General features: G+C 67.9%; 19 protein-coding genes. 7 read left to right on the forward strand and 12 right to left on the reverse strand.

From position 1 onward, the window contains the following. Positions 1 to 77: 77 nt before the first annotated feature. Positions 78 to 1,121 carry a hypothetical protein gene (locus tag KF837_25935; protein ID MBX3230786.1) on the forward strand — a complete coding sequence of 348 codons (1,044 nt, stop codon included), beginning with the start codon at positions 78 to 80 and terminating at the stop codon, positions 1,119 to 1,121. An 18-nt stretch (positions 1,122 to 1,139) separates the two neighbouring features. Here the strand turns inward: KF837_25935 and KF837_25940 are convergent, their stop codons facing one another. From KF837_25940 to KF837_25955, 4 genes are all read right to left on the reverse strand, one after another. Beyond that, positions 1,140 to 2,417, reverse strand: coding sequence for an acetyl-CoA hydrolase/transferase family protein (locus KF837_25940; GenBank protein ID MBX3230787.1), 1,278 nt, complete (start codon positions 2,415 to 2,417; stop codon positions 1,140 to 1,142). A gap of 11 nt (positions 2,418 to 2,428) precedes the next feature. Then, a complete protein-coding gene (locus KF837_25945; GenBank protein MBX3230788.1) occupies positions 2,429 to 4,048 on the reverse strand; it encodes a hypothetical protein in 1,620 nt (539 codons plus the stop codon). A 1-nt stretch (position 4,049) separates the two neighbouring features. Further along, positions 4,050 to 4,661, reverse strand: a complete 612-nt coding sequence (locus tag KF837_25950; protein MBX3230789.1) for a hypothetical protein — start codon at positions 4,659 to 4,661, stop codon at positions 4,050 to 4,052. A 150-nt stretch (positions 4,662 to 4,811) separates the two neighbouring features. Next, the gene (locus KF837_25955; GenBank protein ID MBX3230790.1) at positions 4,812 to 6,269 is read right to left on the reverse strand and encodes a coniferyl aldehyde dehydrogenase; all 1,458 of its coding nucleotides are present in this window, start codon (positions 6,267 to 6,269) and stop codon (positions 4,812 to 4,814) included. 54 nt (positions 6,270 to 6,323) lie between these two features. Here KF837_25955 and KF837_25960 point away from each other — a divergent pair, with 54 nt between their 5' ends. Beyond that, positions 6,324 to 7,880, forward strand: coding sequence for a glycerol-3-phosphate dehydrogenase/oxidase (locus KF837_25960; GenBank protein ID MBX3230791.1), 1,557 nt, complete (start codon positions 6,324 to 6,326; stop codon positions 7,878 to 7,880). A gap of 4 nt (positions 7,881 to 7,884) precedes the next feature. On the opposite strand, the gene KF837_25965 is transcribed toward KF837_25960, so the two are convergent. Further along, entirely contained in the window at positions 7,885 to 8,511 is a 627-nt protein-coding gene (locus tag KF837_25965) for a hypothetical protein (GenBank protein ID MBX3230792.1), read from the reverse strand. Between the two features lie 66 nt (positions 8,512 to 8,577). On the opposite strand from KF837_25965, the gene KF837_25970 reads away from it, so the two are divergent. From KF837_25970 to KF837_25980, 3 genes are read left to right on the forward strand one after another with little or no spacing between them, the layout of a single operon-like run. Beyond that, positions 8,578 to 9,186, forward strand: a complete 609-nt coding sequence (locus KF837_25970) for a sigma-70 family RNA polymerase sigma factor (GenBank protein MBX3230793.1) — start codon at positions 8,578 to 8,580, stop codon at positions 9,184 to 9,186. 2 nt (positions 9,187 to 9,188) lie between these two features. Continuing rightward, positions 9,189 to 9,497 carry a hypothetical protein gene (locus KF837_25975; GenBank protein ID MBX3230794.1) on the forward strand — a complete coding sequence of 103 codons (309 nt, stop codon included), beginning with the start codon at positions 9,189 to 9,191 and terminating at the stop codon, positions 9,495 to 9,497. A 2-nt stretch (positions 9,498 to 9,499) separates the two neighbouring features. Further along, the gene (locus KF837_25980) at positions 9,500 to 10,060 is read left to right on the forward strand and encodes a hypothetical protein (GenBank protein ID MBX3230795.1); all 561 of its coding nucleotides are present in this window, start codon (positions 9,500 to 9,502) and stop codon (positions 10,058 to 10,060) included. Here the strand turns inward: KF837_25980 and KF837_25985 are convergent. Genes KF837_25985 through KF837_26000 form a run of 4 tightly spaced genes read right to left on the reverse strand, consistent with a single transcriptional unit; the run spans position 10,057 to position 12,382 of the window. Further along, complete coding sequence (locus KF837_25985) at positions 10,057 to 10,599, reverse strand: HPF/RaiA family ribosome-associated protein (GenBank protein MBX3230796.1); 543 nt, start codon at positions 10,597 to 10,599, stop codon at positions 10,057 to 10,059. The two genes, KF837_25980 and KF837_25985, sit on opposite strands and share 4 nt — an antisense overlap. Before the next feature lie 26 nt (positions 10,600 to 10,625). Further along, entirely contained in the window at positions 10,626 to 11,102 is a 477-nt protein-coding gene (locus KF837_25990) for a hypothetical protein (protein ID MBX3230797.1), read from the reverse strand. Positions 11,103 to 11,147: 45 nt separating this feature from the next. Next, a complete protein-coding gene (locus KF837_25995; GenBank protein MBX3230798.1) occupies positions 11,148 to 11,822 on the reverse strand; it encodes an HD domain-containing protein in 675 nt (224 codons plus the stop codon). Beyond that, positions 11,804 to 12,382, reverse strand: coding sequence for a TIGR00730 family Rossman fold protein (locus tag KF837_26000; protein MBX3230799.1), 579 nt, complete (start codon positions 12,380 to 12,382; stop codon positions 11,804 to 11,806). The genes KF837_25995 and KF837_26000 overlap by 19 nt, the downstream gene beginning before the upstream one ends. A 33-nt stretch (positions 12,383 to 12,415) precedes the next feature. Between KF837_26000 and KF837_26005 the strand changes: the two genes are divergently transcribed. Then, positions 12,416 to 13,738, forward strand: coding sequence for a protein kinase (locus KF837_26005; protein MBX3230800.1), 1,323 nt, complete (start codon positions 12,416 to 12,418; stop codon positions 13,736 to 13,738). Positions 13,739 to 13,746: 8 nt separating this feature from the next. Here KF837_26005 and KF837_26010 read toward each other — a convergent pair whose 3' ends face one another. Together KF837_26010 and KF837_26015 are read right to left on the reverse strand one after the other, a co-directional pair. Next, a complete protein-coding gene (locus KF837_26010; GenBank protein MBX3230801.1) occupies positions 13,747 to 15,060 on the reverse strand; it encodes a PQQ-like beta-propeller repeat protein in 1,314 nt (437 codons plus the stop codon). Positions 15,061 to 15,185: 125 nt separating this feature from the next. After that, positions 15,186 to 15,497 carry a hypothetical protein gene (locus tag KF837_26015; GenBank protein MBX3230802.1) on the reverse strand — a complete coding sequence of 104 codons (312 nt, stop codon included), beginning with the start codon at positions 15,495 to 15,497 and terminating at the stop codon, positions 15,186 to 15,188. A gap of 279 nt (positions 15,498 to 15,776) precedes the next feature. Between KF837_26015 and KF837_26020 the strand changes: the two genes are divergently transcribed. Beyond that, complete coding sequence (locus tag KF837_26020; protein ID MBX3230803.1) at positions 15,777 to 17,126, forward strand: NAD(P)/FAD-dependent oxidoreductase; 1,350 nt, start codon at positions 15,777 to 15,779, stop codon at positions 17,124 to 17,126. On the opposite strand, the gene KF837_26025 is transcribed toward KF837_26020, so the two are convergent. Continuing rightward, positions 17,116 to 18,039 carry a polysaccharide deacetylase family protein gene (locus KF837_26025; GenBank protein MBX3230804.1) on the reverse strand — a complete coding sequence of 308 codons (924 nt, stop codon included), beginning with the start codon at positions 18,037 to 18,039 and terminating at the stop codon, positions 17,116 to 17,118. The genes KF837_26020 and KF837_26025 overlap by 11 nt on opposite strands. Positions 18,040 to 18,041 lie beyond the last annotated feature (2 nt).

The raw sequence follows: 18,041 nt of genomic DNA on the forward strand, positions 1-18,041 counted from the left end.
GGACAAACCCGCACTTTTCAGGCGATCTGCCGCCAAGGTAGGCATGGCACAACTTGCGCAGAAGGCTGCGCAACACCATGAGCCGCCTCGCCCTCCTCGCCCTCGCCCTTGGTCTCTCCGCCGTCGCCTGCGCCGCCGAGACGGACGACGACGCTCCCGCGGCCGACGAGGGCCAGCTCCAGTCGAACGGGCGCGGCTCCGACCACTGGTTTTACAGCGGGCCGCTCCCGGCGCTCGAGAACCCGAGCATCACGACGTCGCTCGAAGGGCACACCGTCCGCGTTACCGGCTTCCTCCCCGCCGGCGCGCGGATCCCGGAGCTGCCGCACGTGAAGACGAAGGCCGCCGGCGGCCGCACGCAGCTCGACATCGTCTACCCGATCGCGACGGCGATGGCGGGCAAGGCCGACTCCCAGCCGAGGACGTACTCGTTCTACCATGCGAAGCCCTACCGCCCGAACGGCAACGCGTACACGGTCTCGCAGGGCAACCACTTCGTGACGTGGGGCGGCTTCCCGTTCCTCGGCTACAACGACGGCATCGCGTTCCACGGCCCGATCACGGATCAGGCGGCCGAGCGCGGCGGCATGAACGTCTGGTACCTCCGCCGCGGCGACGTGAGCAGCGGCTGCAACCGCATGATGGGCGAGCACGTCGTCGAGCTCGCGCACGTGATCGGCATCAACATGCGGAAGGTCTACAAGGGCAACTACGCGTACGAGCCGACCACCACCGCGAAGGTCAAGGTCATCACCGACTTCGATCAGTACGAGGGCCAGTGGATCGACGTCGACTACCCGACCGACGTGGGCGCGTCGCGTCCCGCCGTCGCGAAGCAGACGACCAACGTCGCGATGTTCGGCTCGTGGGTCGCGACGACGACGCCGGACGGCAAGGACCTCCCGCCGGACATGAAGTGGGAAGGCGGCGTGAACGGCCAGTGGTACGACTTCCAGGAGCACGCGATCCGCGGCAACGTCTGCTCGATGCCGCCGGAGATGCTCGAGGAGCTCAAGACCGTCGCCGCCCGCACCGGCGGCGTCCTCCCCGCCGACTTCTGCCAGAAGAAGTTCGCCTGCGACGACCGCAAGGGCAAGGTCTGCCGCCCGAGCGAGATCTGAGCGACGAGATCCGAGACGCTACCGCGCCCCGAAGCGCTCGCGGTAGGCGCGCTCGAGCGCCTCGCGATGCTCCGGCGCGGCGAGGCCGATGAGGAGGCGCGCGCGCTCCTGCAGGCCCTTGCCGTACAGGTTCGCGACGCCGTGCTCGGTCACGACGTACTGCACGTGACCGCGCGTCGTGACGACGCCGGCGCCGACGTTCAGCGTCGGGACGATGCGCGAGATCCCCTTCCTCGTCGTGGAAGGCAGCGCGATGATCGGCTTGCCGCCCGGCGAGAGCGACGCGCCGCGCATGAAGTCCATCTGCCCGCCGATGCCGGAGTACTGGTGCGTCCCGATCGAGTCGGCGCAGACCTGGCCGGTGAGGTCGATCTGGATCGCGCTGTTGATCGCGACCACCTTCTGGTTCTTGCGGATGACGGAGGTGTCGTTGACCCACGAGACGTCGCGGAAGGCGACGGCGGGGTTGTCGTCGACGAAGTCGTAGACCTTGCGCGTGCCGAGCACGAACGTCGTCACGATCTTCCCGCGCTCCACCTTCTTCTGCGAGTTCGTGATGACGCCGCGCTCCACGAGCGGCACGACGCCATCGCTGAACATCTCGGTGTGGATCCCGAGGTCCTTGTGATCGACGAGGAAGCGGAGCACCGCGTCCGGGATCGAGCCGATGCCCATCTGCAGGGTGGAGCCGTCCTCCACGAGCGCCGCCACCGCGCGCCCGATCGCCTCCGTCGCCGCGTCGGCCTCGGCCGCGTAGCTGACCTCGGGGAGCTCGCGCGTCTCCTCGATCGCGGCGGTGATGCGCGACACGTGGAGGTGGCTGTCGCCGAGCGTCCGCGGCATGCGCGGGTTGATCTGCACGATGATCGTCTTCGCCATCCCCATCGCCGCGAGGGCCGCGTCGACGGAGGTGCCGAGCGAGCAGTAGCCGTGCGCGTCGGGCGGCGACACCTGCAGGAGCGCGACGTCGATCGGGAGGTAACCTTCGCGGAAGAGGGTGGGGATCTCGCTGAGGAACACCGGCGTGTAGTCGGCGCCGTGCCCGTCGACCCAGGCGCGCACGTTCGCCGAGACGAAGAGCGAGTTCAGGAAGACGTGATCGCGGACGTTCGGCCGATCCCAGTCGAGCGCGCCGAGCGTGCTGATCGCGACGAGCTCGATCTTCGTGATCTCGCCGGCGCGATCGAGGAGCGCCGCGAGGAGCGACGACGGCGTTGCCGCGCTGCCATGGACGAACACACGCTGCCCACTCTGGACGAGTTTGATCGCTTCCGCTGCGTCCGCAAAGATCTTCATGAGCGTCTCGATCAGCCCGAAAGGTACTCGAAAACAGCTTCCACGGCCGCACTTTGAATCCGTCGGGAGCGTTTCTCCCCAACCATAAAGATGCGTTTGAACGTCTCCTCTGTCGCGCCAAGGACGTCTCCGAGGGTCTTTAGCCCGAGCCCACGCAGACCGTCCTTCTGCCACTCAGGAATATCGAGAACATTAAGCGAGTACCCAAGCTGCTTTTGCAACATTGCCGCCGGCTCAGCGGGAACAAAAGAGGGGTTCGCCGAGACGAGATCCTTATAGCTTGGATGATTCGCACCGAACTCCGTCATGCGTTTCGGCGTAAGATTGCGCGCCACCCCGACACCGGTCGTATTCGGCGTAGCTTCCAGCGCAAGAACGCATCCAAGATTGACGGCGTACCGCGTACCAATCTCAGCACGAGTAGCACGAATACCGGTCGCGTGCTCACTAACGAGTCCCGTATACGCAAGCAACCTCAGAGACTCTTTGATTGCCTGTGGCGCATCCCGATGAATCCAGAAGTAACAAGACGTACTTCGATCGGAAGCAAGATTCTGATCATTCTTCTTTTTCACCTCAGGAAGAACCGAGTCCTCGATAAAACGACGCCCCCAGTCGATGTACGCCTTATGCCCCGGAAACGCATCGGCAAGCGCAGAATGATCAGCCCAGATATCAGTACGGTAGTATTCCCGAACGACCTCGTTCACCTGAGTACTATTCAACTTTGGAGCCTTTGCAACCGTCTTTAGCATGATGCGCGGATTCCCTGACGCCGCGTAGGCTAGAACGGCAAAATTCTCTGCGTTCTGAGCCATCGTCCGCAGCAGTGTCGCATCCCCATCTTGCTGAGCCTGTTTCTCGACGATTTCACGCATATTCGCAACATACTCTGGCGAGAGCACATCACGTTCCAGTCCGACAACGGTTGCATCGTGAGATGGCTGAAACGTATCTCCGTAGGACGTCAGCCCCGGGTACACGGCGGCATTGCACGAGACAAACGGACTTCGAAGATCCCGAAACAAGGTAAAGAACTGGCGCTGCTGCGCAGGAAGCAACACGTGTGCTGCCTCATCGATAAGGAATGACACTCGAGCCAAGTCGAGCGCCTCGCACAGATCCTCAACCGTCTCCAGAAAGCCATCAATCGTCGGAATCCCCGCAGCATCCACCGCCTTCCCGGGTTGCTTGTAGGAGTATTCGAACGCCTCCATGATGCTCTCGATGCGGCTGGAACCGGTCTGTTTGTCAAGCATTCCGCCGGCAATAAGTCCAAGGGAGGGAGGGGCATCAACCATCTTCCCAGTCTTTTTGATGGCGCGAAGTAAAAAATGACACAAGCGAGCCATCATCCAATGTTGAAATTGCTCTGGATCAGCCGTCTGAATTAGCGAACTTCGATTAAATGTCACATACACCGGAAGAACTCGCGCACGCAAAATCTCCCGCAGCAGTTCACTTTGAGCTATCCGCAGTAGAAACGACTTTCCAACACCGCGACTGCCGACCAACACCAATGGATTCTGCTGCTTAAGCAGATTTATAATCTTCCTATCCTGCGCAGTTTCGACAAAGTATTGTTCAATCTCGTCCGGCTTAATATCCTCGGTCCGGTAGAAGAAGTCCATCTCAACTCACCCCCGGAGTTTGACTCAGGAACTCTCGAACGACTGTCAGATGACCAAGTCGTTCGATTAGACATTGCTCAAGGACAGCGAGTTGCGTAGAGTCCAGTCGTGATAGAAACCGCATGGCCAGAGCGAACACGATAACGAACTGCACATTCTCTGCCACCTCGTGCCATCGCTTGAACGAGTTCTGTGAGAACACATAGACATTCGATACCAACTCGTCCACGGCTAGATTGCCATGAACGAACTCGGAGCATTGACGGTACGCGCTCTTCGCGATCGCTGCGACATGACGAGTTTCAGACTCTAGACCAGGCGCAAACTCCTTCGCGTACGTGGGGCTCAGAACGCCATCGCTGTCGTCGGAGAGCGATGCCCAGACGATATCGCGCCGACCAGCCTTCCACTGAGAGTGCCAGAGCGCGTGGGCCGAGTGCTGCACGCCCGTCAGCGCCAATTCGAGACACGAGCGAAGTGCAACAAATGCGTATCGATAGCTACCGATCGAGAGGAGGCTTAGCGCGACCTGGAATTCGGCCTGCGCTTTCTTCAAAAGGAGCGATTCGTCTCGATCGGCCAGAACGTCAATCCACAGCTGCATGTCCGACAAGAATTGATGCGATTCGGCCTGGGCAACAAAATCTGGCGACGCGCACGATAACTCGAGTATCTCGCCTTGCCGCCTATACAAGTTTCGATAGTAGTCAGCGCAATTCAATTCTATCCCCTGTCACTGTTGTGTGTTGTGTCCATAAGCGTGTCACTTTCCGAGGAGCTGCTTCAACACCCAGTCGATGCGCTCGGCGTAGGGCGGGCGCAGCATCGAGGTCGCGCTGATGCGGCTCTGGTAGAAGACCGGCTTCTTCTTCGTGAACGTCTCGAAGCCCTCGCGGCCGTGGTAGTGGCCGACGCCGCTCGGGCCCGCGCCGCCGAAAGGCAGGTCGGGCTGCGCGACGTGGAGCATCACGTCGTTGACGGTGACGCCGCCGCTCACCGTCTCGCGCAGCACCTTGTCGATGCGGCGCTGGTTGTTGTCGAAGTAGTAGAGCGCGAGCGGCCGCGGGTGATCGTTGACGTAGTTGATCGCCTCCTCGAGCTTCTCGTACGTGAAGATCGGGAGGATCGGCCCGAAGATCTCCTCCTGCATCACGTCCATCTCGTCCTTCACGTGGAGGAGGATGATCGGCGCCATCTTGCGCGAGTTCGGGTCGAGCTCCTCCTTCATCGGGTTGAGCTCGATGATCTTCGCGCCGCGGTCGCGCGCGTTCTTGATGTAGCCCGCGAGGCGCTCGTAGTGCGCGTCGTTGATGATGGTCGTGTAGTCCGAGTTCTGGCCGAGGCGCGGGAACATCTGGTTCACCGCGAGGCGGCACTCCTCGACGAACGCGTCAACGCGGCCCTTCGGCAGGATCGCGTAGTCGGGCGCGACGCAGGTCTGCCCCGCGTTGAAGCACTTGCCGAACATGATCTTCTGCGCCGCCTGCTGGAGCGAGTAGCCCTCGCCGACGATCGCGGGCGACTTGCCGCCGAGCTCGAGCGTGACCGGGACGAGGTTCTCCGCCGCCGCGCGCATGACGATCTTGCCGAGGCGCGGCGAGCCGGTGAAGACGAGGTGATCGAGCGGCAGGTGCGTGAACGCCTCCGCGACGTCGGCGCCGCCGGTGACGACGGTGACGTGATCGGGCGCGAACGTGTCGGCGACGAGCTGCTTGATCGCCGCCGCCGCGTCGCCCGCGATCTCGCTCGGCTTGATCATCACGCGGCAGCCCGCGCCGAGCGCGCCGACGAGCGGAGCGAGCGAGAGCTGGAGCGGGTAGTTCCACGGCGAGACGATGCCGACGACGCCGACCGGCTGCATCACGACCTCGGCGCGGCCGGGGAGGAACATCCACGAGACCTCGCGCGGCTCCGTCTCCATCCACTCGTGGAGGTGGGTGCGGACGTGCTTGATCTCGTTGATGACGAGGAGGATCTCCGCCGCGAGCGTCTCGTGGCGCGAGCGGCTGCCGTAGTCCATCGACACCGCCTTCGCGAGGTCGTTCTTCCGCGCGAGGATCGCCGCCTCGAGCTTGTCGAGGTGCTCGATCCGCTGGTCGTAGTCGGGGGGGCCGCTCTTCCGCGCCGCCTGGCGCATCTTCATCAGCGTCTGTCCGAGCTCCGCGACGGGCCCGAGGATGACGGGCTGACTGATGGGCTGCGTGTTCTCGGAGAGCGTCATGGGGTCCGGAGCCTATCAAGTCGGCCCGAGGTCGAGTAGCGTCTACGCCCGAAGATGTGGCGTCAGGGATACCGCGACGAGGTCTGGAGCCGGCTGGATCAGGAATGGGACCTCATCGTCGTCGGCGGCGGCATCACCGGCGCCGGCATCCTCGGTGAGGCGGTCCGCCACGGGAAGTCGGTGCTGCTCGTCGAGGCGCAGGACTTCTCCTCCGGCACGTCGAGCCGCTCGACCAAGCTCGTGCACGGCGGCCTCCGCTACCTGCGCCAGGGTCAGTTCCTCGTGACGCGCAAGTCGGTGCGCGAGCGCGAGCGCTTGATGAACGAAGGCGTCGGCCTCGTGAACCCGCTCGCGTTCTCGCTCACCGCCTTCCCCGGCGATCAGATGCCGAAGTGGATGTACGGCGTCGGCCTCGCGATGTACGACGCGCTCGCGTGGAAGTGGGCGCACGAGCGCCAGTCGAAGAAGGCCATCATCGAGCGTCTCCCCGCGCTCGACGGCTCCGCCGTGACCGGCGGCTATCGCTACTTCGACGCGCAGACCGACGACTCGCGGCTCACGTTGCGCGTCATCCGCGAGGCGGTGAAGCAGGGCGGCACCGCGATCAACTACGTGAAGGCCGAAAAGCTCCTCCGCACCGAGGACGGCAAGGTCCGCGGCGTCGTCCTGCGCGACGTCGCGAACGGCGCGCGCACCGCGGAGGTGAAGGCCAAGGTCGTCATCAACGCGACCGGCGCGTGGGCCGACGAGCTCCGCGCCGAGGTCGGCCAGGAGAAGCGCCTCCGCAAGATCCGCGGGAGCCACCTCACCTTCGACGCGACGCGTTTCCCCCTCGCCGAGGCGGTGAGCCTCCTCCACCCGCGCGATCAACGCGCGGTGTTCGCGATCCCGTGGGAGGGCGTCACCATCCTCGGCACGACCGACGTCGATCACGGCGACCTCCACGAGGAGCCGGCGATCAGCGATCAGGAGCGCGAGTACCTCCTCGAGGCGGCGCAGAAGGCGTTCCCCGGCCTCGAGCTCGCGCCCCAGGACGTCATCTCGACGTGGTCGGGCGTGCGGCCCGTCATCGGGACGGGCAAGAGCGATCCGTCGAAGGAGTCGCGCGAGCACGCGATCTGGAACGAGGACGGCCTCCTCACGATCACGGGCGGCAAGCTCACGACCTTCGCGGTCATGGCGCGCGAGGCGCTCGAAGCGGCGGAGGCCGAGCTCGGCCCGCTAGAGGAGCGCACGCGCGTGCTGGAGGCGAACCCGGAGGACGTCGACTGGCCGAGCGCGATGAGCGACGAGGACAAGCTCCGTCTCGTCGGCCGCTTCGGCGCCGAGCTCCCCGCCATCACCGGCGACAAGGAGGGCGCGACGAAGATCCCCGGGACGATCGCGTACTATAGCGAGCTCCGCCACGCCGCGCGGAACGAGGGCGTCGTGAACCTCTCCGACTTGCTCCTCCGCCGCGTGCGGCTCGGGCTCCTCTTGCCCGACGGCGGGCTCGGGCTCGAGAAGGAGATCCGCGCGATCGTCCAGCCCGAGCTCGGCTGGGACGACGCGCGCTGGGACCGCGAGGTCGTGCGCTACCGCGAGACGTGGCACAAGGCCTACCGGCCCTGAGCGGCTACTGGAGCCATGCCGGCATGTCTTCCAAGTGCTCCGGGAGCGGCGGCAGGATCTCTTTCGAGAACGGGAGCAACACCTTCGCCGTGAGGGCGCAGTCGAGCTCGGCGACCTTCGCCTTGAAGTCCTCCACCGGGTACTTGTCGTCTCCGACCGCCGTGCCGTGGAGCAGGACCCAGCAGAACGTGCCGAGGTCGTCGAAGCGGTACCACTGCCACGAATGAAATGACTCCATCGAAAGACCGGCGACGGTGCCGTCCTCGAGGAGACAGAACATGACCCCGCCTCCGTTGTCGGCGAGGCCGATCGCCGTACGCGCCAGCTCGAGGGGCTTCCCGCCATCCTCGAAGACCTCCTCGAGCTCGTCGCCGAGGTCTTCGGCGAGCGAATACCCGAAGTCGAAGAAGCCCACGCGCAGCCCTGGGTTCTTGCCCAGGGCTGGGACCTTGCCCGCGCGCGCCAGCGCATCGAGGGCCAGGAGCTCCTTCTTCACCGAGGCCGGGAGCTTCTCGAGCTGCTCCGGCCTCACGCCCGGCGCCGCCTGGCTGACGGGCCTGTCCGGATAGAACCTCTCGATGTCTGCTGCAAAGCTTCCGCTGGAGACGTACGTATCGAGCTTGGTCGTCATTGCGGGCGAGCCTAACCGGAATCGCGCATGTAATGATCCGGAACGATCGGGCTTCAAGGGGATGTGATGACGGTCACGGCAGACGCGCCTCGTTCGCGCGCGGAGGAAGACGCCGTGCTCGTCGCGCGTGCCGCCGCCGGCGACGAGCGCGCGTTCGCCGTCCTCTACGACACGCATCGCGCCCGCCTCTATCGCCTCGCCTACGGCATCGTGCTCGATCCGAACGAAGCGCGCGAGGCGGTGCAGGAGGCCTTCCTCAAGCTCCATCTCGCCGCGCCGGCGTGGGAGCCGCGCGCGGCGATCGGGACCTGGCTCCATCGCGTCGTCCTCCACCACTGCCTCGGCCTGAAGCAGCGGCTCCTCCGCTTCGCACGGCCGATGCTCGCGCCGCGCACGCAGAAGACGCCCGAGTCGGAGGCGGTGCTCGGCGAGGCGATGCGCATCGTCGAAGAGGAGCTCGCGAAGCTCTCGCTCAAGCAGCGCGCCGTCGCGACGCTCTTCCTCGACGGCGAGCTCGCCCCCGCCGAGATCGCGCCGCTCGTCGGGATGACCCCGAACGCGACGCGGGTGACCTTGCATCGCGCGCTCGCCTCGCTCCGCGCCACGCTCGCCGCCGCCGGCATCGACGCCACCCCGACCCCCGATGAGCTCGCGCTCGCCGAGGAGCACGACTGACCATGCCCACGCTGAGAGAACGAACCCGCGAAGCGCTCGCGCGCACCGCGCCGGACGAACGGGAGGCCCAACGCGAGCTCGCGACGATCCTGGGCCGCGCGAAGAGACGCGACCGAACGCGCGCGCGTCTCCTCTTCGCGCTCGCGCCGGTCGCGATCGCCGCCGGCGTCGTCGCCGTCCTCGTCTGGCGCGGCCGCGCGCCCGTCGCCGTCTCCGCGCCCGGCGGCGGCATCCACCTCCATCTCCACGTCGAGGGCGAGCCCGTCGACCGCGACATCACCCTCGATCTCACGACCAAAGGAGCCCAGTGACCATGCGCCTCACCACCCTCGTCTCCGTCGCCGCCGTCGTCCTCGCGACCGCCCTCGGCTCCGACGCCGCCGCCGCGCCGGCGAGCCTCCCCGATCGCGCGATCGACATCGACCTGAAGCAAGCGAACATCCGCACGGTGCTCACGATGCTCGGGAAGGTCGCGAGCCGCGAGGTCGTCGTGGACGACTGCGTGCAGGGCACGGTCGACCTCCGCCTCAAGAACACGCCGCTCCCTCTCGTCCTCGACGCGCTCGCGACGAAGCTCCACCTCGGGTACGAGGACGACGGCGCGACGCTGCAGGTTCACTGCGTGGGCGGCGAGAGCCCCGACGCGACGCGCGTCTCGCTCTCGGTCCACGACGGCACGCTCGCCGACGCGGCCGAGAGCCTCGCGAAGTCGGCGCACCTCGACGGCGTCGACTACCGCGCGACGCAGCGCCCGAAGGTGAACGTCACCCTCGAGCGCGTGCGCCTCGGAACCGCCGTCGCCGTCCTCGCCGACGAGAGCGGCCTCAAGGTCGCGGTCGTGAAGAAGCGCCTCGTCGTGAGCGACGCGCGCTAGGTCGCGTGGACCGTGCTCGCCTGAGGTCCCTTCTCGCCGTCCTCTTCTGCGAAGCGGACCTTCGCGCCGACCTCGAGGTGCTCGAAGCGGGCGCCGAGGACGCTGTTCCGGTGGAAGTAGACGTCGTGCGCGTCGCCCTCCGCCGTGATGAAGCCGTAGCCCTCGTCGCGGAAGAGGCGCGCGACGACGCCGCGGGTCGGGCGCTCGTGCGTCTTCAGGTCGGGCTGGAGCAAGCGCGCGTGCTCCTCGAGGACGCGCTCCGCATCGCCGAACGCGTCGTCGATCGCGGCGTGCAGGTCCTCCTTCGCGTCGTCGACGTTGCGTGAGACGACGAGCTCCTTGCCGGGGACGTGCATGCTGATGCGCACGTGGAACTTCTTGCCCTGGCGGCTGCGGCGGTGCGGCTCCTCGACGACGACGTGACAGTCGACGAGCCGGTCGAACAGCTTCTCGAGCTTCGTCGCGCGCCGTTCGACGTACGACGTGACGGCGGGGGACGACTCCATGTCGCGGAACGTGATTTGAACCGGTGTATCCATGTGTTCCTCTTTGCCTCGTCGAGGTTTCACGCCGCGCGCATCGCGTGGCGGGACTTCGGGCTGCGAACGCCGCGCTTGGTCGCGCGTGCCTGCTGCGAGTCGGCCTTGATGTGGTTCGCGGCGCGGCGCGTCGACTTGCGGGACGGGCGCGTGCCCGGCGCCGTCGCTTCGAGCGCGCGCGTCGACTTGCCCTTGCTCTTCTTGTCGTCCTTGTCCGCCGACTTGAGGTTCTTCGGCTTCGCCTTCGTCACCATCTCCTCCGGCGCCTCGCGGCGATCTTCCGCGATCGGACCGCGGCGGTTCGCCTCCACGTCGCCCTTCGCGCCGCGGGTCGTGGCCGCCGTGACGCGGCGCTGGAGCTTGGCCCGCTTGCGCTGGGCGTCGCGCGACTCTCCGTCGGCCTTCGAAGACGGGCGATGGCGACGCGCGCCGGTCGCCGTCGCGGGCCGCGTCGTCTCGTCGTACTGAGCGCTCTCGGGCGCTCGCGGATTCTGGACTGCCATTCGAACCTCCTCCGTCGAACGACTGCAATCCACGAGCCGCGACCGCTAGAGCTCGGCCTCGCCGATCTCGCTCCGGAGCTGATCCATGTAGACGTGCAGGAAAGCGACGCGCTCGCGCGCGAGCCGCTTCGACGTCGCGAGGTGGAGCCGCGACGGGATCTGGAGCAGCTTCTTGAAGACGTGGTCGAGCCCCCACTGCTTGTCGTCGGGCGCGCGCGCGCGACAGAACGGATCCGACGGCGCGTAGAACGGGCGCTTCATGTCCGCGCACGTCGCCCACATCCGCGCGAGCCCGATCGCGCCGATCGCGTCGAGGCGATCCGCGTCTTGCAGCACGCGGCTCTCGAGCGCGGCGGGGACGACCCCCTTCGAGAAGGAATGATCGCGGATCGCGGCGCACACCGGATCGACGAGCGCGGCCGGCGCCTCTTCGCGGACGAGGAGCGCGCGCGCGTGCTCGGCGCAGAGGTCGCCTGCCTTCGCCGAGTCGGGGTGGGACTTGGGGAGATTGAAGAGCTCGTGGAGGAGCGCGGCGGCGCCGGCGACGGCCTCGTTCGCGGACTCGGCGCGCGCGATCGTCACCGCGTTGACGAGCACGCGCTCGACGTGCGCGAAGTCGTGCGCCGGCTCGGTGCCCTCCGCGCGCTTCGCGGCTTCGTCGCGGAGGCGGAGCCACAGCGACGCGTCGATGCCGCGCGGGATCAGCGGCGGTCGATCCACTTCGCTCCGAGCGGCGGCGGCGTCCACGCCGCGACGGCGTCGAGGAGTCTCTCCGGCTCGTCCTCGACGACGAGGAGGCCGGCGTGCTCCTCCGCCGCGAAGCCCTGCGCGATGGTGTGGCGGAAGAGCGCGATGAACGGATCGAAGAAGCCCTTCGTGTTGAGGACCGCGTTCGGCTTCTCGTGGAGGCCGATCTGCGCGAGCGTGATCGTCTCGAACAGCTCGTCGTAGGTGCCGAAGCCACCGGGCAGCGCGAGGAACGCGTCGGAGAGCTCGATCATCCGCGTCTTCCGCTCCGCCATCGACTCGGTGAGATAGAGCTCCGCGAGCCCGTCGTGCGCGATCTCCTTCGAGACGAGCGACTTCGGGATGATGCCGACGACGCGTCCCCCCTCCGCCAGCACCGCGTCCGCGACCTCGCCCATGAGGCCGACCTTCGCGCCGCCGTAGACGAGCGTGATCTCGCGGCGGGCGAGCGCGCGCCCGAGCGACCGCGCGGCGGTGGCGTGATCGGGGTCGTTGCCGGGGCGCGAGCCGCAGAAGACACACACGCTCTTCATCTCGGTTGGAGAGCGTATAGGATGAGCGGCGGGATGTCCGAATCCGATCCGCTCGGACTCGTCGGCAGTACGATCGACGAGCTTCGCTTCGACGAATGCGTCGATACCGAGGGCTCGGGCCTCGTCTATCGCGGCAAGCTCGCGGGGCGTGAAGGCGCGGTCGCGATCAAGTGCCTGTCGCTCTCGCGGCTCGGCGCGGTGGACGTCACCGCCCGCGCGGAGATCGCCTCGCGCTTCAGCTCCGAGACGAAGATCCTGCGCAAGCTCGGCGACGGCACGCACGACATCGTGCACTGCATCACGTCGGGGATGCTCTCGGCGCCGACGACGAACGAGACCGTCCAGTACCAGGTGCTGGAGTGGCTCGACGGCCGCACGCTCAAGGTCGATCTCACGGAGCGGCGCTCGCGCGGCATGCCGGGGCGATCGCTCCGCGAGACGATGGACATGCTCGAGGGCGCGGCGCTCGCGATGGGGCACGCGCACTCGCTCGGGATCATCCATCGCCACCTCGAGCCGTCCAACCTGATGCTCACGCGCATCCGCGGCGCGCTCCGGCTCAAGGTCCTCGACTTCGGGCTCGCGCAGATCCTGGGGCAAGAGGCCGGTCTCCGGACCGAGGTCGCGCCGGTGTTCTCCGAGCAGTACTCGGCGCCGGAGCAGCTCACGACGCCGCCGGGCGACGTCGGCCCCTGGACCGACGTGTTCTCCCTCGCGCTCGTGATGCTCGAGATCCTGCACGGCGCGCCGGCGCCGAACCCGCGCGCGGGCGCGATCCGCGCGTCGGCCCTAGGCGTGACGGTCCCCGCTCCGATCGAAGAGCTCCTCGCGCTCGCGACGGCGGTGGATCCGCACGCGCGCCCCGCCGACGCGACCGTGTTCTGGACGAAGATGCGTGAGGTCTACAAGGAAACGGCGAAGCCGCTCGCGAGCGCGGAGGCCCTCGCCGCGACCGCGATCGACGACGACGCCGCGGCCGCGATCGCGCGCGTGCGAGCGATGACGGCGGCAGGAGGGACGCCGCAGTCGGACAAGGGCACGGTGCTGATGGCCGGCGCGCCGCCGACGCCGAAGACGCCCGCGGCCCCGCCGGCGCAGGACGCGGCGCTCACCGCGACCGCGCCGCTCGGCGTGCCGTCGCCGCTCGCGACGTCGCTCGGCGGCAACATGCAGACGCCGCTCGCGCGGAAGGCTCCGTCCGCGCCCGCCGCTCCGACCGCGACGACCACGCCGCCGGTCGCGCCGGTGAGCCTCCCCGTGCCGGCGCAGAAGAGCCCCGCCCTCCTGATCGGCGTCCTCACCGCCGTCATCGTCCTCGTCGGCATCGTCGCCGTCGTGCTGATGATGAAGAAGTAGCGCGCGGGCTACGGACCGACGACGCTGATGCCGTTCTCCGTCGCGACGTAGACGGCGCCGTTGGCGGAGATCGCGGGCGCGCTCGTCACCGGTCCCTTCGCGATGACGGCGAAGAACAGACCGCCCTTCGACGTGAGCGCGTACACGCGGCCGTCGCTCGATCCGAAATAGAGCTCGCCGCCGCCGGCGATGAGCGGCGTGCGGACGACGCCTTGCGTCGCGTATTGCCATTTCGCCGCGCCGTCGATCGTCGAGACGGCGTAGACCTTCATGTCCTCGCAGCCGGTGTAGACGGTGCCGGCGTAGACGGCGGGCGTTCCGACGATGGCGCCGCCGGCGGTGAACGACCAGCGGAGCGCGCCTTCGGGCGTCACCGCGGCGAGCGTCCCCGAGGTGGTGCCGACGTAGATCGTCCCGTCGCCGCCGACGGCGGGGGACGACTCGATCTCGGCGCCGAGATCGAGCGTCCACTTCGAGGTGCCGTCCGGCCGCACGGCGTGGAGCGCGCGGTCGGTGCTGCCGACGTAGATCGTGCCGTCCTGTCCGAGCGCGGGCGACGAGCCGAAGGTGTCGCCGGTCGCGATCGACCAGCGGAGCGCGAGGGCGGGATCGTAGGCGGCGAGCTTCCCGTCCGTGGTCGCGACGTAGATCGTCCCGTCGGGCGCGATGACGGGCGACGCGGCGGCGGGCCCCGAGAGCGTCGCGCGATGGACGACGTTCGTCTCGGTCTCGGGCGGAGCCGCGTCCTCTTCTTCTGTCCCGGCATCCTCCGCGACGGGCGGATCGCCGAGGTCGAGCGCGTAGAGGACGCCGTCCATGCCGGCGACGATCGCGAGGCCGGCATTCGTGATCGCGGGCGTCGCGCGGACGGGCGCGCTCGTCTTTCGTCGCCGCAGGATCGTGCCCCCGCCGCTCCCGATCGCGTAGATGGTGCCGTCGCTGCTCCCGATCCACAGCGTTCCGTCCGCGCCGATCGCGGGCGCGCTCTCACCGCCGGCGATCTCGGCGAGCACGCGCACGCGCGCGCCCTGCGGACCCGCGCTCGTCGCGCGTCCGGCGCGGGTGGGGCATCCGCCTTGAAGCGGCCACGCCGCGCCCGCCTGCAACCCGCCCGCGTCGCCGCAGTAATCGCCCGGCGGCACGACGACGGCGACGTCGGACGCCCCGCCCCCCTCGCCGATGATGGTGGGATCGCCGGGCCCCGTATCGTCCCCGGCGTCGGAGTCCGGCCCGAAGGTCGACGGATCCTCGTCCTCGCCGGCACACGCCGCCGCAGCCCCAAGGCCCGCGACCACCGCCAGCCCAACCCAAGCCAAGCGCATCGCCCACAGCCTACCGCAAGCTCGCCCAACCTTTGGGGCCTGCATCGGCGAGCAGCGGAGGATGCGCGCGTCTTCGCGCGCGTCCTACGGCTGCGAGCGGGGTGCAGGGGCCGCAGGCCCCTGCGTCAATTGAGTTGAGCGATGCGGAAGTAGAGGTCGCGCGCGACGCCGCAGGTGGGGCAGCGAACGTGGACGACGCGGAGGCCGAGGGCGGGGTCGGCGCGGTGCTCTTCGACGCGCGTGCTCGCGCCGCACACCGCGCACGGCGCGCTCGCCGCCTGCGGCTCGATGACCGAGGCGCTCGTAACGACGAGCGGATGATCGGCCGAGCCGCCGGGCGCGAGCGCGGCGAGGCGCAGCGCGGCGTGCGCGTCCTTCACCGCGGAGCGGGCGGCGGTCCGGCGCTCGGTGCGCGCGCGCGGCTTCTTCTTCGCCATGCGCTCGCGATCTTAGGCGAGAAGCGCGGCGGCGGGTCACGCCGTCGTGCGGTGTGCGACGAAGGCGAGGACGTAGACGACGGCGACGACGGCGAGAGTCTCGAACGTACCCAGCATGTCGACCTCCGGAGAGCTGCGGCCGAGACCTGCTCGACCTGAGGCCCATCATCCGGGACCGACGTTTCGCGGCTCGCACTCTTGTGTATCTTCCACGCAAACAAAAGCCTGGATCTGCGCGCTTGACACACCCGGGTGTGACCCCATCTCCTGCTCGGCGCGATGCCTAAAAAACGCGTGATCATCGTGGGCGGCGGCTTCGGCGGGCTCGAGGTCGCGAAGTCGCTCGAGTCGTGCGACGTCGAGATCCTGCTCGTCGACCGGACGAACTACCACCTCTTCCAGCCGCTCCTCTATCAGGTCGCGATGGCGGGCCTGTCGCCGGCGGAGATCGCGTCGCCGATCCGAGGGATCCTCGCCGAGCAGAAGAACGTCCGCGTCGTCCTCGGCGAGGTCACGCGCATCGATCTCACCGCGCGGGAGGTCTTCATCGGCAAGGAGGAAGACGCGAAGGGTGAGCCCTACGACTGGCTCGTGCTCGCGGTCGGCGCGCAGAATTCGTACTTCGGCCACGACGAGTGGGAGAGCTTCGCCCCCGGCCTCAAGTCGCTCGAGGACGCGCTCGAGATCCGGCGCCGCGTGCTCCTCGCGTTCGAGCAGGCCGAGCGCGTGACGGAGCCGAGCGAACGCGCGCGCCTCCTCACGTTCGCGGTGATCGGCGGCGGGCCGACCGGCGTCGAGATGTGCGGCGCGATCGCGGAGCTCGCGCGCTTCGTGCTCTCGAAGGACTTCCGCGCCGCCGACGTCCGCTCGGCGAAGACGATCCTCATCGAGGCGGGGCCGCGCATCCTCACGAGCTTCCCGGAGGACCTCGCCCAGAGCGCGGTCGAGCAGCTCGCCGAGATCGGCGTCGAGGTCCGCACCAACGCGCGCGTCGTCGCGATCGACCGCGAGGGCGTCGAGCTCGACGTCGGCGACGCCGACGATCTCCCCGGCCTCGGCAAGGGCCGCGAGCGCACGCGGATCGAGGCCTCGACCGTGCTCTGGGGCGCGGGCGTTCGCGCGAGCGATCTCGCGAAGGGGCTCGGCGTCCCGCTCGACAAGCAGGGCCGCGTGATCGTCGGCAAGGACTGCGCGCTCGCGGACCACCCCGAGGTGTTCGCGATCGGCGACATGGCGCGCTTCGAGGAGAAGGGAGAGGTGCTCCCCGGCGTGAGCCCGGTCGCGATGCAGCAAGGTCGCTACGTCGCGCGCATCATCCGCTTCGAGGCCGAGAGCGACGGCCGTCCGCCCCGCGACGCGTTCTGGTACCTCGACAAAGGCTCGATGGCGACGATCGGGCGCTCGCGCGCGATCGCCTACGCGCGCGGGATCAAGATGAGCGGCTTCGTCGCGTGGCTCGCGTGGCTCTTCATCCACGTCTTCTATCTGATCGGCTTCCGGAACCGGTTCGTCGTGCTCGTGAACTGGTTCTGGTCGTACCTCTCGTACAAGCGCGGCGCGCGGCTCATCACCGCGACCGGCTGGCGTCCGAGCCAGACGCCGCCCGATCGCCGATTGACTACGGGTTAGCGCAGGGATCGTACTCGTCGCCGCCGCCGGTCCCGTCACCGCCGCCGCCACCGCCGCCCGGCCCCTGATCGCCCGGCCCGGGACCGTCGTCGCCCTCGAACGTCTGGCTCCGCGGGAGGAGCTTCACCTCGTCCATGCGCGCGAACTTGAAGCCCTCCCCCTTCAGGATCGGGATCATGTACTTCAGCATGTCGGCGGTCTTGGCCTGATCGCCCCCGCCGTCGTGCATGAGCACGATGCCCTTCTTCTTCTCGCGGATCTGCTTGAGGAAGAGGTCGCCGCACTGTTCCGGGGTTTTCGGGTTTTCCGTGTTCCAGCACTCGACGTCGGAGCCGACGTTGGGCTCGAGCCCGTTGCCGATGTCCCAGCCGACCGGCCCGATGTACTTGTTCATCGGGCTCGCCTGCACCGCCTTCGAGACCGCGTCGTTCCAGTGTCCGTACGGCGATCGGAAGTAGAGCTTCGCCTCGGGGGTGCGGTCCTTGAGGAGCGCGTCGGTGTCGGTGATGCTCTTGAGCATCTCGTCGGTCGGCACCTTCGTGATGTCGTCGTCGATGTTGCTCCGGTTCGCGAGGAGGTGCTGATCGGCGGCGACCTGATCGAGCGTGATCGTGCTCTCCGCCGCCCTCGCGCCGTTGACGAAGAACGTCGCGCGGATCGACTGCGTCGAGAGGTACGTCTCGATCGCCGCGGTCGCGGGTGAAGGTCCGTTGTCGAACGTGAGGATGAGCGTCTTGTCGGCGAGCTTCGAGCCGGCCATGTCTTCGCCTGCGATCGCGCGGAGCGACGTCTTGCCGGGGCAGACCTGCGCGGTCGGGTAGCGCTCGGAGCCGGGGGGACCGCTGTCGTCGGAGCCGCAAGCAAGGACGACGGGCGCGAGGAGCGCAGCGGCGAGGATGGTAGGTCGCATCACCG

It is taken from the genome of Labilithrix sp. (assembly GCA_019637155.1).
In the GTDB taxonomy this organism is placed as follows: Bacteria; Myxococcota_A; Polyangia; order Polyangiales; family Polyangiaceae; genus Labilithrix.

Coding starts and splice junctions, on each gene's coding strand:
- KF837_25970 (MBX3230793.1), top strand. CDS start 8,578: ATGACGGTCACGGCAGACGCGCCTCGTTCGCGCGCGGAGGAAGACGCC.
- KF837_25980 (MBX3230795.1), top strand. CDS start 9,500: ATGCGCCTCACCACCCTCGTCTCCGTCGCCGCCGTCGTCCTCGCGACC.
- KF837_26010 (MBX3230801.1), bottom strand. CDS start 15,060: ATGCGCTTGGCTTGGGTTGGGCTGGCGGTGGTCGCGGGCCTTGGGGCT.
- KF837_25960 (MBX3230791.1), top strand. CDS start 6,324: ATGTGGCGTCAGGGATACCGCGACGAGGTCTGGAGCCGGCTGGATCAG.
- KF837_25940 (MBX3230787.1), bottom strand. CDS start 2,417: ATGAAGATCTTTGCGGACGCAGCGGAAGCGATCAAACTCGTCCAGAGT.
- KF837_25975 (MBX3230794.1), top strand. CDS start 9,189: ATGCCCACGCTGAGAGAACGAACCCGCGAAGCGCTCGCGCGCACCGCG.
- KF837_25935 (MBX3230786.1), top strand. CDS start 78: ATGAGCCGCCTCGCCCTCCTCGCCCTCGCCCTTGGTCTCTCCGCCGTC.
- KF837_25990 (MBX3230797.1), bottom strand. CDS start 11,102: ATGGCAGTCCAGAATCCGCGAGCGCCCGAGAGCGCTCAGTACGACGAG.
- KF837_26020 (MBX3230803.1), top strand. CDS start 15,777: ATGCCTAAAAAACGCGTGATCATCGTGGGCGGCGGCTTCGGCGGGCTC.
- KF837_26000 (MBX3230799.1), bottom strand. CDS start 12,382: ATGAAGAGCGTGTGTGTCTTCTGCGGCTCGCGCCCCGGCAACGACCCC.
- KF837_25985 (MBX3230796.1), bottom strand. CDS start 10,599: ATGGATACACCGGTTCAAATCACGTTCCGCGACATGGAGTCGTCCCCC.
- KF837_25965 (MBX3230792.1), bottom strand. CDS start 8,511: ATGACGACCAAGCTCGATACGTACGTCTCCAGCGGAAGCTTTGCAGCA.
- KF837_25945 (MBX3230788.1), bottom strand. CDS start 4,048: ATGGACTTCTTCTACCGGACCGAGGATATTAAGCCGGACGAGATTGAA.
- KF837_25955 (MBX3230790.1), bottom strand. CDS start 6,269: ATGACGCTCTCCGAGAACACGCAGCCCATCAGTCAGCCCGTCATCCTC.
- KF837_26005 (MBX3230800.1), top strand. CDS start 12,416: ATGTCCGAATCCGATCCGCTCGGACTCGTCGGCAGTACGATCGACGAG.
- KF837_26015 (MBX3230802.1), bottom strand. CDS start 15,497: ATGGCGAAGAAGAAGCCGCGCGCGCGCACCGAGCGCCGGACCGCCGCC.